General features: G+C 69.4%; 21 protein-coding genes. 15 read left to right on the top strand and 6 right to left on the bottom strand.

Annotated features, from left to right (window positions below; all coding sequences use genetic code 11):
- Positions 1 to 136 precede the first annotated feature (136 nt).
- From ACIRD7_RS23930 to ACIRD7_RS23950, 5 genes are all read left to right on the top strand, one after another.
- Positions 137 to 874 (top strand): DUF2993 domain-containing protein, encoded by a 738-nt coding sequence (locus tag ACIRD7_RS23930; protein ID WP_403456528.1) that lies wholly within the window; start codon positions 137 to 139, stop codon positions 872 to 874.
- 225 nt (positions 875 to 1099) lie between these two features.
- Positions 1100 to 1180 (top strand): Ms5788A family Cys-rich leader peptide, encoded by an 81-nt coding sequence (locus ACIRD7_RS23935; RefSeq protein ID WP_350751515.1) that lies wholly within the window; start codon positions 1100 to 1102, stop codon positions 1178 to 1180.
- A 127-nt stretch (positions 1181 to 1307) separates the two neighbouring features.
- On the top strand, positions 1308 to 2147 hold the full coding sequence (locus tag ACIRD7_RS23940; protein ID WP_403456530.1) for a sulfurtransferase: 840 nt from the start codon (positions 1308 to 1310) through the stop codon (positions 2145 to 2147).
- Positions 2148 to 2210: 63 nt separating this feature from the next.
- The gene (locus ACIRD7_RS23945) at positions 2211 to 2498 is read left to right on the top strand and encodes a DUF1416 domain-containing protein (protein ID WP_004986406.1); all 288 of its coding nucleotides are present in this window, start codon (positions 2211 to 2213) and stop codon (positions 2496 to 2498) included.
- A 424-nt stretch (positions 2499 to 2922) separates the two neighbouring features.
- A complete protein-coding gene (locus tag ACIRD7_RS23950) occupies positions 2923 to 3186 on the top strand; it encodes a DUF3099 domain-containing protein (protein WP_403456532.1) in 264 nt (87 codons plus the stop codon).
- An 8-nt stretch (positions 3187 to 3194) separates the two neighbouring features.
- Here the strand turns inward: ACIRD7_RS23950 and ACIRD7_RS23955 are convergent, their stop codons facing one another.
- On the bottom strand, positions 3195 to 3557 hold the full coding sequence (locus tag ACIRD7_RS23955; RefSeq protein WP_403456535.1) for a DsrE family protein: 363 nt from the start codon (positions 3555 to 3557) through the stop codon (positions 3195 to 3197).
- Positions 3558 to 3823: 266 nt separating this feature from the next.
- Between ACIRD7_RS23955 and ACIRD7_RS23960 the strand changes: the two genes are divergently transcribed.
- From ACIRD7_RS23960 to ACIRD7_RS23970, 3 genes are read left to right on the top strand one after another with little or no spacing between them, the layout of a single operon-like run.
- Positions 3824 to 4399, top strand: a complete 576-nt coding sequence (locus ACIRD7_RS23960; protein ID WP_403456536.1) for an FABP family protein — start codon at positions 3824 to 3826, stop codon at positions 4397 to 4399.
- Positions 4400 to 4415: 16 nt separating this feature from the next.
- Positions 4416 to 4853, top strand: a complete 438-nt coding sequence (locus ACIRD7_RS23965) for a Fur family transcriptional regulator (protein WP_403456539.1) — start codon at positions 4416 to 4418, stop codon at positions 4851 to 4853.
- 9 nt (positions 4854 to 4862) lie between these two features.
- Positions 4863 to 5828, top strand: a complete 966-nt coding sequence (locus tag ACIRD7_RS23970) for a YgfZ/GcvT domain-containing protein (RefSeq protein WP_403456542.1) — start codon at positions 4863 to 4865, stop codon at positions 5826 to 5828.
- A gap of 24 nt (positions 5829 to 5852) precedes the next feature.
- On the opposite strand, the gene dtd is transcribed toward ACIRD7_RS23970, so the two are convergent.
- Complete coding sequence (dtd, locus tag ACIRD7_RS23975) at positions 5853 to 6278, bottom strand: D-aminoacyl-tRNA deacylase (protein WP_403456545.1); 426 nt, start codon at positions 6276 to 6278, stop codon at positions 5853 to 5855.
- Between the two features lie 169 nt (positions 6279 to 6447).
- On the opposite strand from dtd, the gene ACIRD7_RS23980 reads away from it, so the two are divergent.
- On the top strand, positions 6448 to 7068 hold the full coding sequence (locus tag ACIRD7_RS23980; RefSeq protein WP_403456548.1) for an aerial mycelium formation protein: 621 nt from the start codon (positions 6448 to 6450) through the stop codon (positions 7066 to 7068).
- A 102-nt stretch (positions 7069 to 7170) separates the two neighbouring features.
- Positions 7171 to 8430: a GNAT family N-acetyltransferase gene (locus ACIRD7_RS23985; protein WP_403456550.1), complete on the top strand. Its 1260-nt coding sequence runs from the start codon at positions 7171 to 7173 to the stop codon at positions 8428 to 8430.
- 206 nt (positions 8431 to 8636) lie between these two features.
- On the opposite strand, the gene ACIRD7_RS23990 is transcribed toward ACIRD7_RS23985, so the two are convergent.
- On the bottom strand, positions 8637 to 8816 hold the full coding sequence (locus tag ACIRD7_RS23990) for a hypothetical protein (RefSeq protein WP_403456552.1): 180 nt from the start codon (positions 8814 to 8816) through the stop codon (positions 8637 to 8639).
- Positions 8817 to 8991: 175 nt separating this feature from the next.
- On the opposite strand from ACIRD7_RS23990, the gene ACIRD7_RS23995 reads away from it, so the two are divergent.
- Entirely contained in the window at positions 8992 to 9909 is a 918-nt protein-coding gene (locus ACIRD7_RS23995; RefSeq protein WP_403456555.1) for a winged helix-turn-helix domain-containing protein, read from the top strand.
- 39 nt (positions 9910 to 9948) lie between these two features.
- Here ACIRD7_RS23995 and ACIRD7_RS24000 read toward each other — a convergent pair whose 3' ends face one another.
- Entirely contained in the window at positions 9949 to 10137 is a 189-nt protein-coding gene (locus ACIRD7_RS24000) for a hypothetical protein (RefSeq protein WP_128432251.1), read from the bottom strand.
- A gap of 154 nt (positions 10138 to 10291) precedes the next feature.
- Between ACIRD7_RS24000 and ACIRD7_RS24005 the strand changes: the two genes are divergently transcribed.
- A complete protein-coding gene (locus ACIRD7_RS24005; protein ID WP_403456558.1) occupies positions 10292 to 11170 on the top strand; it encodes a winged helix-turn-helix domain-containing protein in 879 nt (292 codons plus the stop codon).
- A 29-nt stretch (positions 11171 to 11199) separates the two neighbouring features.
- Complete coding sequence (locus tag ACIRD7_RS24010) at positions 11200 to 11937, top strand: HAD family hydrolase (RefSeq protein WP_403456561.1); 738 nt, start codon at positions 11200 to 11202, stop codon at positions 11935 to 11937.
- On the opposite strand, the gene ACIRD7_RS24015 is transcribed toward ACIRD7_RS24010, so the two are convergent.
- A complete protein-coding gene (locus ACIRD7_RS24015; RefSeq protein ID WP_403456563.1) occupies positions 11928 to 12110 on the bottom strand; it encodes a hypothetical protein in 183 nt (60 codons plus the stop codon). The two genes, ACIRD7_RS24010 and ACIRD7_RS24015, sit on opposite strands and share 10 nt — an antisense overlap.
- Positions 12111 to 12284: 174 nt before the next feature.
- On the opposite strand from ACIRD7_RS24015, the gene ACIRD7_RS24020 reads away from it, so the two are divergent.
- Positions 12285 to 13172 carry a winged helix-turn-helix domain-containing protein gene (locus ACIRD7_RS24020; protein ID WP_403456566.1) on the top strand — a complete coding sequence of 296 codons (888 nt, stop codon included), beginning with the start codon at positions 12285 to 12287 and terminating at the stop codon, positions 13170 to 13172.
- Positions 13173 to 13177: 5 nt separating this feature from the next.
- Here ACIRD7_RS24020 and ACIRD7_RS24025 read toward each other — a convergent pair whose 3' ends face one another.
- Positions 13178 to 13924: an HAD family hydrolase gene (locus ACIRD7_RS24025; protein WP_403456567.1), complete on the bottom strand. Its 747-nt coding sequence runs from the start codon at positions 13922 to 13924 to the stop codon at positions 13178 to 13180.
- 255 nt (positions 13925 to 14179) lie between these two features.
- On the opposite strand from ACIRD7_RS24025, the gene ACIRD7_RS24030 reads away from it, so the two are divergent.
- Positions 14180 to 15256 (top strand): phosphotransferase, encoded by a 1077-nt coding sequence (locus ACIRD7_RS24030; RefSeq protein WP_403456570.1) that lies wholly within the window; start codon positions 14180 to 14182, stop codon positions 15254 to 15256.
- Positions 15257 to 15330 lie beyond the last annotated feature (74 nt).

The raw sequence follows: 15330 nt of genomic DNA on the forward strand, positions 1-15330 counted from the left end.
AGGCCCCGCCTGTCACAGATGATCGACAATGTCCCGGTCGTCCGCCGTCCCAGGGTTACGCTCGCGCTGGGACGGCCACCCGGTCGTCGGTGACCGTCGTCGTTGATGACCGTTCAGGTGGGGGGAACACCACAACATGCGCGCCCTGCGGATACTGCTGATAGTCGTCGTGATCCTGGGCGGCCTCTTCGTGCTGGCCGACCGGCTCGCCGTCGGGTTCGCCGAGGACGAGGCGGCCGGGAAGCTCCAGGCGACCGAGAACCTCGCCGCCGCCCCCGACGTGTCCATCAAGGGCTTCCCGTTCCTCACCCAGGTCGCGAGCGGCACGCTCGACGACGTCGAGGTCGGCATCAAGGACTACGAGGCCACGGCCGGCGCCGAGGGCAAGACGATCCGGATCGACGACCTCAAGGCGAACATGAAGGGCGTCGAGTTCTCCGGCGACTACAGCTCCGCCACCGCGGCCAGCGCCACCGGCACCGCGTCCGTCACCTACGCCGAGCTGCTGAAGACGGCCAAGTCCGAGCCCACCCAGGTCGCCCCCGGCGTCACCGCGAACGTCGTCGGCCTCGCCGACGGCGGCGACGGCAAGATCAAGGTCGCCGTCGAGGCCACCGTCCTCGGCACCAAGCTGCCCAACCCGGTCTACGTCCTCAGCTCGGTCACCGCCCAGGGCGACACCGTGCGCGTGAAGGCCGACACCCTGCCCAGCTTCGGCGGCGCCGACATCGCCGAGAACCGCGCCCGCGCGATCACCGACTTCGAGCAGAAGATCGACGGCCTGCCCGGCGGCATCCAGCTCGACAGCGTCCAGGCGGCCAAGGACGGCGTCGAGATCACGGTGCGGGGTTCGAACGTCCGCCTCGCCGGGTAGTACGGCGGCGGGCGGCGGACGTACCAAGTCCCGGGGCGGTGAACGTACGGCGTCCAATTGGCGAGACGGCGTCGTCCGTACCGTAGATGGGCCGGGAGACGCATGTCTCCGGAAGCCGTGCGGCGGCGGCCTCGAGGGCCTCACCTTCCCACATTGCGGACGATCGCGTCTCAGGATGCGACACACCGGTGACACGCCTGCCTGTCGCTCCCTACGATCGAGGCCATGAAGCGACAGGCGGATCTCACGAAGCGGCGGGCAGTAGACCTCTGCCGCGTTGCCGCCATGCTCTGTCGCCCCTTCTGAGCGGAAGCTCCGACTTCTGCGTTTCCCCCTGCCCTGACCAGGGCACAGGTGCGCCGTCTCGGCACGAGCCCGCGCACCCCCTCGCACTCGTACGCCCCGCCGCAACTGCCCCGGAGGAGAGAAGAGCATGAGCCGCAGCGACGTCCTCGTCGACGCCGACTGGGTCCAGGAGAACCTGGACAACCCCGGTATCGCGATCGTGGAGGTGGACGAAGACACGTCCGCCTACGAGAAGAACCACATCAAGAACGCGATCCGCATCGACTGGACGAAGGACCTGCAGGACCCGGTCCGCCGTGACTTCATCGACCAGGAGGGCTTCGAGAAGCTCCTGTCGGCGAAGGGCATCGCCAACGACACGCTGGTGATCCTCTACGGCGGCAACAACAACTGGTTCGCGTCCTACGCCTACTGGTACTTCAAGCTCTACGGCCACGAGAACGTCAAGCTTCTCGACGGCGGCCGCAAGAAGTGGGAGCTGGACGCCCGCGAGCTGGTCGAGGAGGTCCCGGAGCGCGCCGAGACCGTCTACAAGGCCAAGCCGCAGAACACCGCCATCCGCGCCTTCCGCGACGACGTCGTGGCGGCCATCGGTTCGCAGAACCTGGTCGACGTCCGTTCGCCCGACGAGTTCTCCGGCAAGCTGCTCGCCCCGGCCCACCTGCCGCAGGAGCAGTCGCAGCGCCCGGGCCACGTCCCGAGCGCCCGCAACATCCCGTGGTCGAAGAACGCCAACGACGACGGCACCTTCAAGTCGGACGACGAGCTCAAGGAGCTCTACGCCGAGGAGCAGGTCGACCTGGCGAAGGACACCATCGCCTACTGCCGTATCGGTGAGCGCTCCGCGCTGACCTGGTTCGTGCTGCACGAGCTGCTCGGCGTGGAGAACGTCAAGAACTACGACGGCTCCTGGACCGAGTACGGCAGCCTCGTCGGCGTCCCGATCGAGCTCGGCGCCAACAAGTAACCCAGCCCCGCAAGCAAACCCGACCGGCCTTCCTTCCGGTCAGACCCCTATCTGGAGAAAGACATGTGTGGAGCGAAGGCCGGCGGCCCCGACGCCTCGACGATCAAGCCCGGTGAGACCACGATCCAGGGCCAGGTGACCCGCGACGGCGAGCCGGTGACGGGCTACGTCCGCCTGCTGGACTCGACCGGCGAGTTCACCGCGGAGGTCCCCACCTCCGCCACGGGCCAGTTCCGCTTCTACGCGGCCGAGGGCACCTGGACCGTACGCGCCCTGGTCCCCGGCGGCACCGCCGACCGCACGGTCGTCGCCCAGCAGGGCGGCCTGGCCGAGGTGGCCATCGCGGTCTGACGCGACTCGGGTCCTGAAGGGCCGCATCCCAAGGGTTGGACGCCGGGGATGCGGCCCTTCGGCATGCGTGCGCGGCGACTGGGCCTACCCAGGACGCACACAGTCCCGGCGCGTCACCTGGCCCCTCCTGACGCTGCTTCGCAGGCTGCGGGGCCGCTGCGCGGACTCCGTTGGTGGGTGCAGGGCGCTGTCTCCATGCGCCGGGCGCCGGCTCCGTCGAGATCGCGCTAGTCCGCCGGCCCGGACCTGCCCTGGACGTAGGTACGCACGGCGACGTCACCTGGCCCCTTCCTGACGCTGCTTCGCAGGCTGCGGGTCGCTGCGCCGGACTCCGTCGGTCGGCTGCGGAGCGCTGGCTCCATGCGCCCGGCGCCGGGCCCGTCGAGATCGCGCTCATCCGCCGGCCCGGACCTACCCTGGACCTATGTACGCACGGCGACGTCACCTGTACTTCGCCATGATGGGGACGTGCATCGCGCTCTTCGTCCTGGCCTGGGGCGTCGTACGCCTCTGGTCGATTCCGGCGGCCGTGGCCATGTGTGTGGTCGCCATGGTGATACCGCCGCTCGCAGCGATGGTCGCGAACCGGCGGGGGCCGGAGGACCGCTGGTGGGACGATCCCTCCGGCGATCCGCAGTCCGACGAGTGGTGGGACGAGCTGGACGGCAAGAAACGCCCCCACCCGTAGCGGTCGTATCAGTAGACGAGCGCCTGCGTCCCGTCCTCCATCGCCTCGTGCACGAAGACCTGTGCGCCCGCGATGCGCACGCCCTCGATGACGTCCTTCTCCGTGATGTCCCGACGGGCCGCGCACTGGGTGCACAGGGTGAGCCGGCCGCCCGCGAGGACCGAGTCGATCAGGTCGGGGAGCGGGGCGGCGTGCGGGAGTTCGAACTCGGCGGCCCGGCCCGGCAGGGCGAACCAGGCGGACTCGCCGGTCAGCCATACGGAGACCTCGACCCCGCTCGCCACGGCCACGGCCGCGACCGTGAAGGCCTGTGAGCAGCGTTCGGGGGCGTCCGCCCCCGCCGTCATCTTGATCACCAGCTTCTTCGCCATGGCGGAATCGTAGACAGGTCTCCCGGCGCGCCGCCGGGCCGACCCGAGGGCGTACCTCACAGGGAGGGCCGGCCCTCGGCCGCGTAAGCTGGGGCCCGGCCCTTGTACGTACCGCTCAACCTCCGCTCAATCGAGGAGCACCCCGTGGAGATCTTCTTCGAAACCCTGCTGGTCCTGGTCTGCGTCGGCGTCCTCGCCTTCGCCGGGCTGGCCGTGAAGAAGCTGTACCAGGGCCAGCGCTGACCCATACCCAGGAAACCAAGCTCATGATCGAGATCCCGTCCGACCTCCACAAGGACCTCGTCCCCCTCGCCTTCCTGCTCGGCAACTGGGCGGGCGCGGGCGTACACGACTTCCCCGGCTCCGAGAAGTGCAACTTCGGGCAGGAGGTCACCTTCACCCACGACGGCCGGGACTTCCTGGAGTACCAGTCCCACACCTGGGTGCTGGACAACGAGGGGAACAAGGTCCGGCCCCTGGAGTCCGAGCACGGCTTCTGGCGCATCGACGCCGACCGCAAGGTCGAGGTGACCATGGTCCGCGACGACGGTGTCGTCGAGATCTGGTACGGCGAGATGGCCGAGAAGAAGCCGCAGATCGACCTGGTCACGGACGCCGTGGCCCGCACGGCCGCCTCCGGCCCGTACAGCGGCGGCAAGCGGCTGTACGGCTACGTCAAGAGCGACCTGATGTGGGTCGGCGAGAAGCAGACCCCCGAGGTCGAGCTGCGCCCCTACATGTCGGCCCACCTGAAGAAGGTCGTCACCCCGGAAGAGGTCGAGCGCTGGGCCAAGGCCCTTCCCGACGACATGCCCGACGACGGCATCGCCTTCTTCAAGTAGACCTAGACTCGTCGGTGTGGTGAGCACCGACTGGAAGAGCGACCTCAGGCAGCGCGGCTACCGGCTGACGCCGCAGCGGCAACTCGTGCTCGAAGCCGTGGACACCCTTGAGCACGCGACCCCCGACGACATCCTCGGTGAGGTGAGGAAGACGGCGTCGGGGGTCAACATCTCCACCGTCTACCGCACGCTGGAGCTGCTGGAGGAGCTGGGCCTGGTCAGCCACGCCCACCTCGGCCACGGCGCTCCGACCTACCACCTCGCCGACCGCCACCATCATCTGCACCTCGTGTGCCGGGACTGCGAGAACGTCATCGAGGCGGACGTGGCGGTGGCGGCGGACTTCACGGCCAAGCTGCGCGAGCAGTTCGGTTTCGACACCGACATGAAGCACTTCGCGATCTTCGGCCGCTGCAAGGACTGTTCCCTGAAGGGTTCAACTACCACGTCGTAGGCTTGCCTCATGAAGAGCCCCCTGCTGACCCTGCCCGGCGCCGTGCCCGCCGAGGGCGTGGACGAAGGCGTCGCCGCCCACTACGGCGATCTGTTCCGCGAGCAGCGCGCCCTCGCCGACGGCACCGGTTTCGTCGACCTGTCGCACCGCGGAGTCGTCGCCGTCACCGGCGACGACCGGCTGAGCTGGCTGCATCTGCTGCTCACCCAGCACGTCAGCGAGCTGCCGACGGGCGAGGCCACCGAGGCGCTGATCCTCTCGGCGCACGGCCACATCGAACACGCGCTGTATCTGGTCGACGACGGAACGACCGTCTGGGCCCATGTCGAGCCCGGCACCCAGGAGGCGCTGATCGCGTACCTGGAGTCGATGAAGTTCTTCTACCGGGTGGAAGTCGCCGACCGGACGGCCGACTTCGCCGTCGTGCACCTGCCCGCGGGCTCGATCGCGGAGGTGCCGGAGGGCGTCGTCGTACGCGAGACGGCGTACGGCCGTGACCTGTTCCTCCCGCGCGCCGACCTGGAGTCGTACGCGGAGAAGGCGGGCCCGCCGGCCGGCATCCTCGCCCACGAGGCGCTGCGCGTCGAGCAGCACCGCCCGCGCCTCGGCTTCGAGACGGACCACCGCACCATCCCGCACGAGCTGGGCTGGATCGGTACCGCGGTGCATCTGCAGAAGGGCTGCTACCGCGGCCAGGAGACGGTCGCCCGGGTCCAGAACCTCGGCAAGCCCCCGCGCCGCCTGGTCTTCCTGCACCTGGACGGCAGCGAGGTGCATCTGCCGACGCCCGGCACCGAGATCCGGCTGGCCGACGAGGACCCCGACGGCCGCAAGATCGGCTTCATCACGACGTCCGTACGCCACCACGAGCTGGGCCCGGTCGCGCTGGCGCTGGTCAAGCGGAACGTGCCGGTGGACGCGCGGCTGGTGGCGGGGGACACGGCGGCGGCGCAGGAAGCGGTCGTGCAGCCGTAGCCCGTCGGCGGGCCGTACGGCGTGTTAGATCTCGACGAGGACCGTGAACGGCCCGTCGTTCGTCAGGGACACGCGCATCTTGGCGCCGAACCGGCCCGTGGCCACCGTGGCGCCCAGGGCGCGCAGTTGGGCGACGACCTCGTCGACGAGCGGCTCGGCGACGTCACCGGGGGCGGCGGCGTTCCAGGTGGGCCGGCGGCCCTTGCGCGCGTCGCCGTAGAGGGTGAACTGGCTGATGACGAGGAGCGGGGCGGCGATGTCGCTGCACGACTTCTCGTCGTCCAGCATGCGGATCGACCAGAGCTTGCGGGCGAGTTGGGCCGCCTTCTCCTTGGTGTCCTCGTGGGTCACGCCGACGAGGACGCACAGTCCCTCGCCGGTGATCTCCCCGACCGTCTCGCCGTCCACGACGACACTCGCGCTGTCCACCCTCTGCACCACTGCTCGCATGCCGCCATCATGCCGTGTGGACACAGGTGTGCCGCAGGTGCCTCATAAGGGGCTTCTTTATTGATCCTTAACCCCCCATCTGGGGCTGTTCATGGGCACTCGGTCACATAGCGGCCACTTGGGATGGCACCATGCTTCCACGCGCCGGTCGAGGGGACGGTAGAGGCACATGAGCACACCGAGTACGGAGCAGCCTCCCGGGGCTGTCGTGTTGACGCATACGGGCCTGGACGGCTTCAGGCCGCCCACGCAGCGCACCGCCGAGGATCCCGGCCCGGGGCCGCACGCGCCGCTGCCCGTGGAGCCGCCCGAGCAGGACCTGACCGTGCTCAGTCTGCCCGAACTGCGCACCCTGCGGCGGGACGCCCAGAGTGACGAGGCGGACCTGAGTTATGTACGGCGACTGCTGCAGGGCCGTATCGACATCCTGCGGGCGGAGCTCGCGCGGCGCTCCCCGGCGGGCGCGGCGTCGGTCGTGGACCGCCTCCCGGAGATCCTCACGGACGCCCCCGCCCGCCACCGCTCCTCGGCCCGCCACGTGACGCTGGGCACGCCGCAGAGCGAGGAGTACCGGCGGCTGGCGGCCGAGATGCTGGCCGAGGTGGAACTCTCCGACCTGACGGCCCGCACGGACGCCGAACTGACCACGGCGATGGGCCGCCTCGTCCGCTACGAGCAGCAGGTGTCGGGCCGCCGCCAGAGCCTGCAGCGGACGGCGGACGAGTGCGGGGCGGAGATCACGCGGCGGTACCGCGAGGGCGAGGCGCAGGTGGACGACCTGCTGACGTAGCCCTCGGGTACGGCCCGGGACGGCCAGGGACGGCTACGGGCGGTGGTGGGGGCGGGGAAAAAGGCGGCGACACCCCCGCACTCACCCACCTACCGTGGCCCCATGAGCCGTCCCGAACCCCACATCGACGTCCGCCCGATCGGCGAGGCCGACATCCCCGACTGGACCCGGGCCCTGAACACCGGCTTCCTGCGCACCCCCGACGTCTCCGAGGCGGAGGTCGCGGACCGGGCGTCGTACATCGTCCCGGCCCGCACCCTCGGCGCCTTCGACAACGGCCGCTGCGTCGCCACCTTCCGCTCCTTCGCCCAGGAGCTCACCACCGTGGGCGGCGCGACCGTCCCGGCGGACGCCATCTCGAACGTCACCGTCACGCCCACCCACCGCCGTCGCGGCCTGCTCACCCGCATGATGGCCCACGACCTCGCGGCGGCGAAGGAGCGCGGAGACGTCGTGGCGACGCTGATCGCCGCCGAGTACCCGATCTACGGCCGCTACGGCTTCGGCCCCGCCACCTCCACCGCCCAGTGGACGATCGACGTCCCGCGCACCGGCCTGGACCCGCGCTGGGCCGGCCCCGAGGACGGCGGCCGTATCGACATCGTGGACGGCGCGGACGTCCGCAAGCTCGGCCCGGAGCTGTTCGAGCGGGTGCGCCGCGCCCAGCCCGGCGCCGTCGACCGGGACGAGCGCTGGTGGCAGGTGGTCACGGGAGTGCTGCGCCTGGACCGGTCGCCGTGGAGCGAGCCGTTCTTCGCCGTGTACCGCTCGGCCGGCGGCGAGGTCGAGGGGCTCGTGTCGTACAAGGCGGACGACCACTGGGGCGACGGCAAGCAGCCGCTCAACACGGCGACCGTCAACTGGCTGGACGCCTCGACCCCGGCCGCCGAGCGCGCCCTGTGGCGCTACCTCTGCTCGATCGACTGGATCACCACGGTGAAGACGGGCTGGCGAGCCCCCGACGACCTGCTGCCGCACTTCTTCCCCGACCCCCGCGCCGCACGGGTCACGACGCTCGCGGACTGGCTGTGGGTGCGGATCCTGGATGTCGTACGGGCTCTGGAGGCGCGGACGTACGAGGGGCAGGGCACCCTGGTCATCGAGGTCGTGGACGACGCCGGACTGACCGGCGGCCGCTACCGGCTGGAGGCGTCCACGGACGGGGCGTCCTGCGCGCCGACCACGGCCGCCGCCGAACTCACCCTCGACGTGGCCGACCTGGCGGCGCTCTGGCTCGGCGACGAGTCCGCCGTACGGCTGGCCGCGCTGGGACGGGTCCGGGAAGAACGAGCGGGCGCCGCCCGGTTGGCCGACGCCCTGCTGCGTACGTCCAGGCGACCGTGGTGCCCGGACGTGTTCTGAGACCTCCCTTGCTGCTGACGACGACTCCGCTGATCTGCTCATCTCTGCTCATCCGTAGCGAGCTGTTCAGTTGTGGCTGTGCGGTCGGGACGGTATTCGGTTGTCGGTGTGAAGTTGTGACTGTGCAGACTGACCGGGCTCCCGGCTCCCCTCCGGAAGGGAGCCCGGCCAGCCGAACCTGGTCCCCGGGGCCCTCGTGCGAAGGCCTACTGGGCGAGCAACATGACGAGGATCACCGCGCCGATGCCGCCGATCATGGTGTTCTTGGCCTTGATGCCGATGGACAGGGCGAGAAAGGCGATGATGCCCATCGGCCCGTACTTCCACTGGATGAGTTGCTCGAATCCAATGACGAGCGCGGCGACGGCGAGGTAGATGAGCGGCATGCCGGTCTCCTTTCGGGGACGACGGTCGACAGAACCGACTCCGCTGGCCAACCTCCTTGAAGTTTGACCATGTTGCTTAAGTTGGCGACCAACTTCACTGTACTTATGACCGCTTGGAAGCGTCTCATAACCACCTTCCCTGGAACTGCCTAAAGATGGCGGGAAGTTGTAGTGTTTGGTCGTGGAGCCGAAACACGCCTCCGTCAATGGACGGAAGAGGTCACAGCGGCCACAGAAGTCACATCGGGAGGTGGCCGACGAGCTGCGCGCCCGGATCCGCTCGGGCGAGTTGCGGCCCGGCCAGCGCATGCCCACCCAGGCCAAGTTGGCGGACGAGTTCGGCGTCGAGCGCGGAGCCGTACGGCAGGCGCTGCGCATCCTGCAGTCGGAGCATCTGCTCACCAACGTCTCCAAGGGCGCCCCGGCCACCGTCGCTCCCGACCTCGGCAAGGCGCTGACCGGCCCCGGAGCCCCGCCGGCCCCCACCATGGTGGCCCTCGCGCCGCGCATCGCCTCCGCCTTCGCGGCCCCGCACGTCGAGATCGACGCCCTGTGCCTCACCGCGGTCTCCCTCACGCTCGCCATCGGCGAACCGCTCCGCCAGATCCACGCCGGACAGCTGAAACCGGCCAAGGTCGACGTCCGCGTGCTGCTGCCGAGCCGGGACATCCCGCTCGCCTTCCCGACGCCGGTGGACGACTCGCCGGACGACGCCGACGAGCAGCTGCGCCGCCGCTGGCTCGCCCAGCGCAACGCCCAGGGCCAGGTGCTCCGGCACAATCTGCAGGCGCTGCGCTCCACGCACGGCATCGACGTGCGGATCACCTTCCGGGCCCTGCCGTTCACCCCGCCGGTGAAGCTGTACCTGCTCAACGGCACGGAGGCGCTCTTCGCCTACTACACCCTCAGCCGTCGCGAGGTGGAGATCGGGCAGCAGCATCTGGAGATGTACGACGCCCCGGGCATCCAGTCCACGCTGTTCGCCTTCGAGCAGGGCGCCGGGCTGCGGGACATGACGTTCGTGGAGCAGTCGCATGTGTGGTTCAACGCACTGTGGGAGACGATCAGTTCGGAGCTCGTGCTCACGAGCTGATCGTCCCCCACAGCGTTTGACCTGGGTGTTCGTCGCGGCTCACAGGGCCGGGCCCGAGACCAGAAGCGCGAGGACGACGGCTCCGATGGAGCTGACGGCCGGGCTCTTGGCCTTGATGCCTATGGTGAGCAGGAGCAGGCCGATGATGCCGGTGGCGCCGTACTTCCACTGGAGGGTCTGCTCGACGCCGACGACGAAGACGGCGGAGAGGAGTGCGAGGACGGGCATCGGTGTTTCCTCCTTCGTGCTCCTGGGGATGGAACGATTACTTCCGCCAACTCAACCAACTTGACGCCAACTCTGACTAAGTTGTCCCCACTTGGCCCCTACTTTGAAACAAGCTACAAACAACTCCCACTAGATGGGAGCAAGTTGTAGCGTTTTGGTCGTGACCCAGGAGAACGTGGCAGTGAACGGCAGCAGGAGACTCTCGCCGCAGGAGATCGCCGACATCCTGCGGGAACGGATCCGCGTCGGAGACCTCAAGGCGGGCGACCGCCTGCCCACGCAGGCCGAGCTGGCCGAGGAGTTCGGCGTGGAGCGAGGCACCGTGCGCCAGGCCCTGCGCGCGCTCCAGGAGGACGGGCTGCTCACCAACGTGAGCAAGGGGAGCCCGCCGAGGATCGCCCTGCCCACCCCGACGCGGGGCGCCCCGCAGCCGACGATGGTCAGCCTGGCCCCCCGCCTGACGGAGGCCTTCGCGGCCCCGCACGTGCGCGTGGACGTCGTGTGCCACACCTCGGAGACCCTGATGCTGGCCCTCGGCGAGCCGCTCCGCCTGATCCACGAGGGCACGATCCGCCCCGAGTCGATCGACGTCCGCCTTCTGCTGCCTTCGCGGGACATCAATCTCGCGTTTCCGGTGCTGGTTGAGGGGCGGGGGGAAGATGATCCGGTTCACGAGCGGTGGTTGAGTATGCGGAACGCCCAGCTTCAGGTACTCCGCCACAACCTCCACGCCATGCGCTCCACCCTCGGCATCGATGTCCGCGTCACCTTCCGCGCACTGCCGTTCACGCCCCCCGTGAAGCTCTACCTGCTCAACGGCGACGAGGCGCTGATCGGCTACTACGTCCTCACCGAGCGCCGGGAGGAATACGAGAGCCAGACGCTGGACATGTACGACGCCCTGGGCTCCAAGTCCCTCCTCTTCTCCTTCGTCCGTCAGGCCGGTCAGCGCGACGCCGCGTTCGTGGACGAATCCCAGAAGTGGTTCAACGCCCTCTGGGAAACCATCACGACTGACCTGACACTCTCCTAGTGACTTCTGATACGACGCACACTGAAGCGGTGGCAGCACACACGGAGAACGAGAACGAGAACGAGACCGAGACCGGGGACCTTCGGCACGTCATCGCGCACGCGCGGGTGGTGCTGTGGGACTTCGACGGACCGATCTGCCGTCTGTTCGCCGGGCATTCGGCCGAGGGAGTGGCCGTCGACCTGGTGCGGTGGCTGGAGGGACGCGGTCTGCACGCACTGCTCAGCGAGGCCGAACGGGAGTCCCTCGACCCGCACGTCGTGCTGCGCGCCGTGGACCGCCGGCACCCGGGCAGCGACCTGGTGACCGAGCTGGAGCAGCGCCTCACCAAGGAGGAGATGCGCGCCGCCGCCAAGGCCATGCCGACCGAGTACGCCGACCCGCTGATCCGCACCTGGAAGGCGGTCGGCTCCCGGCTGGCCATCGCGACGAACAACTCCCCAGAGGTGGTGCGCGCCTACCTCACCGGCCGCGGGCTGCTCGACTGCTTCCAGCCCCACATATACGGCCGCACCCAGGACCTGCAGTTCCTCAAGCCCCACCCGCACTACCTCATCCGCGCCCTGAGCGCGATGGGGGTGGCGCCGGCCCACGCGCTGTTCATCGGCGATGCCCCCACGGACTGGGAGGCCGCACGGGAGGCCGGCGTGCCGTTCCTCGGCTACGCGCGTAACGAGCGCAAGGAGAAGCAGCTCCGCCAGGCCGGCGTCGGCCACGTCGTGGGCTCACTGCTGCCGCTGCTGCAAGCGGTGCGCGCTCAGGCCTGACTCATCAGGATCACGAACAGCACAACGGCTCCGACGGCGAGCCGGCTGTGCCGGGCCCTGATGCCGATGAACACGGCCGACAGGACGACCAGTCCCACGGCCCCCAGCCTCGCCTGCGCCATCAGGCCCAGCGTCAACTCGGCTAATGCCCACGACGCCTGAAAGAGCACCATGTCCCCCACCCGAATCCTTCGCGTCATCCAAGGCGCCCAACTGACCTAGCAATTGGGCGGGTTGCCTGAGATTGGTCTTCCCGAACGGCTAGATCCCTTAACTGGACTGGCAGTTGAAGGGTCGACTTGACTGGAATTTGTGTGCAGCTGGGTGAGAAGCGGTACGGTCGGCATGTGGGTGGACAGCGGGCCGCCGAGGGGGGCGGCAAAGAGTTCGAGCGGGTGCTGGACGCACTCCTCCTCCGTATGTCCGACGGGACCTACTCCCTGGGCTCCCTGCTGCCGCCGCAGCGCGAACTGGCCCATGATCTGGAGGTCTCCCGGGACACCGTGCAGCGGGTGCTCAGGGAGCTCTCCGAGCGAGGGCTCGTCGAGTCACGGCAGGGCAGCGGATCCCGTGTGATCGGGACCCCGCCGCCGCGGGCGGGACAGCAGCCCGTTGTGCGGGCGGAACGTCCGGGCCGTACGACCCTGGGGCCGCACATAGAGAGAGCGTTCGGGCGGCCCGAGGTGGCCCTGGACGTCTTCACCCTCACCTCCGAGTCCCTGGCCGGGCACATCTGGCTGCAGGTCGAGCGGATCCGCTCCGGCACGATCGCCCCGCGACGGATCGCCCTGCGCATGCTGCTGCCCTCGGAGGACATGCCGTTGCCCTATCCGCGCGCCATCGGGGATCCGCAGGATCCCCGGCCGCTGGAGCGGCTGCGCGACATAACGCGGCGCAACACCCAGTCGCTGCGGCTGAGCCTGGAGGAGCTGAAGGCCGAGCGGCTGGTGGGAGAGGTCGACGTCGAGGTCCGGCGGGCGCCGATCACCCCGACGTTCAAGCTCTACCTGTTCAACCGCACGGAAGCGGTGCACGGCATGTACAACGTGGTCGAACGTCCCATCGTGCTGGACGACGGGACGATACCCGCCATCGACGTCGTCGGGCTCGGCGCCGTCCTGGAGCACTTCGTGACGGAGGACGACCCGGAGTCGCCGGGCTCCGTCTTCGTGAGCGAGCGGCAGACCTGGTTCGACTCGGTCTGGGAGCACCTCGCGACCTCGCCGGCGGCCTGATCCACTCAGCAGGGCTGAGGCGTCGAGAGCGCGCCCACGACCGGCTCGAACGAGCCGACCACACTCCGCGCGCCCAGGCGCCGCATCTCCGCCGCCGTCCCCTCGTCCCGTGTGAAGCCGAGAAACGGGACCCCCTCGGCCCGTGCCGCCGCGAGGTCCGTGAGCTGGTCGCCGATCAGCAGGGTCCGGGACGGGTGAATGCCGTCGATCTTGGACAGGGCACGGCGGACCACGTCGGGATGCGGCTTCATCAGACCGGGTTCGTTCGGATCGCGGCCGCACACCGCCGTGAAGTGCCCGAGGAGATACCGCCGTTCGAGGTACTCGCGCACCGGCCCCTCGGAGTTGTTGCTCGCGATCAGCAGAGCCTTTTCGAGCCGCGCCAGCGCGAGCACCAGCTCGTCCGCGCCGGGCGTGGCCGCCGCCTGCCGCACCGCCGTGTACTCGTGCCGGGTGACGATGGCGTCCGCCCAGTCCAGCCGTGCCCCGGCGGGGCCGTCCGGGCGCCGTTCGGCCAGACGGCGCAGCACGCCGTGGGAGTCGGCGCAGTCCCTCACCCGGGGGTCGAGCCGCCCCCACTCGCGTTGGGCCCGCTCCTTGACCTCGTCGGCGATGTACGCCGTGCAGGCGCCGCCGAACAGGTCGCACACAGGGCCGTCGAAGTCGAGCAGTACGGCTTTCGTCCGCCGCAGGAGGTCGCGCAGCGTGTCCGCCTCGCCGTGGGCGTCGTACCGGGTGCAAATCGTTGTCACCGGCACATGGTGCGTGGCCCGGATCGGCGCCGGTGCCGTGACCTGGGGTGTCGCCGCCCGAGGCGCTCGTACGGCGCAACGGCGGCTCACTCGACTCAGGGGTTCCCCGCGCCGCGGCCCCTTACTTCTGGCACGATGCGCTCACACAGGGGGGTGTGCCGAGCAACACTTCTCCGCCACTCGTGCGGGGACCGGTCGAGAGAGCGGGCGATGTCAGCCGAAGCGGTGTCCCCGACACGGGAACAAGCAGTCCGGATGAGCGGCGGTGACGCCGGCGCGGTCGTAGGGCCGCTCAAGGGCTATCACCACGAGACCTACGTCATCCCCCTGCCCGCCGCGGCGGGCGAGGACGAGGAAGACGAGGACTCGGACCCAGTGCGGGCCAAGTGCAGAGCGCCGCGTGGCGGACTGCTGTGGCTCGACCGGCGCTGCTTCGCCTCGGAGGAACAGCTCCTGGAGGCTCTTCAGGGCCGGATCACCGGGATCCCCGAGCTCATCGAGGTCGGCCCCATCCGGCTGCAGCGGTTCATCGAGGGCCGGACGCTGGGCTCGCGGTACGCCACCGGGCGTATGGTCCCCGAACGCGTGCTCGACCAGATCCTGGACCTCTTCCGGCAGTTGATCCGGATCTCCCCGGAGTCCGTGGCGGCCGAGCGACGCTGTCTGGAGAAGGACCGTGCCGAGGACGGGGACTGCGCGGGCTTCCTGGAGGGCCTCATCCGGTTCGCCGAGGAGCGCGTCTACCAGGACAACCTCGCTGACTTCGAGGGACTGTTCGGCGCGCTGGGCGTGGACGAGGACTCCTTCCGCTCGCTGCGCAAACACGTCGTGGTCCCGGGTCTGGCGGAACGACCCTTCAGCCTGCTCCACGCCGACCTGCACCGCGAGAACTTCGTCCTCGACCCGGCCGCCCGCCTGTGGACCATCGATTGGGAGCTGGCCATGCTGGGCGACCCGCTCTACGACCTCGCCACGCATCTGTACCTGATGGATTATCCGGCCGAACAGGAAGCCCGGTTGATCGAGCGGTGGCGTGCGGTGGCCGAGGAGAACCGTCCCGGCAGCAGCGAGGGCTGGCAGCACGACCTGCCGAGGCTGCTGGACTTCAAGCGGGCCCAGAGCGTGTTCACCGACGTCGTCCGGGCGACCCAGATCCTGGACACCGGCCGGGCGTTCAACTGGCGGCGATGGCCGGCCGAGGCCATGAAGGTGCAGCGGGTACTGGCCCGGGCGGCGGTGCCGCTGGGGCTGGACGACGTGCCGAGCCTGCGGACCGTGGCCGCCTCACTGCTCGACTGGTACAGACTGCGCGGTACGCGACGCACGTCATAACGTCGACAGAACGACTTTGCCCGCGTGGCACGACAACGTGCTCTACAGTCTCGACTACCTGTTCTCCCTGCCTC

The organism is Streptomyces sp. NPDC093568, assembly GCF_044764945.1.
In the GTDB taxonomy this organism is placed as follows: Bacteria; Actinomycetota; Actinomycetes; order Streptomycetales; family Streptomycetaceae; genus Streptomyces.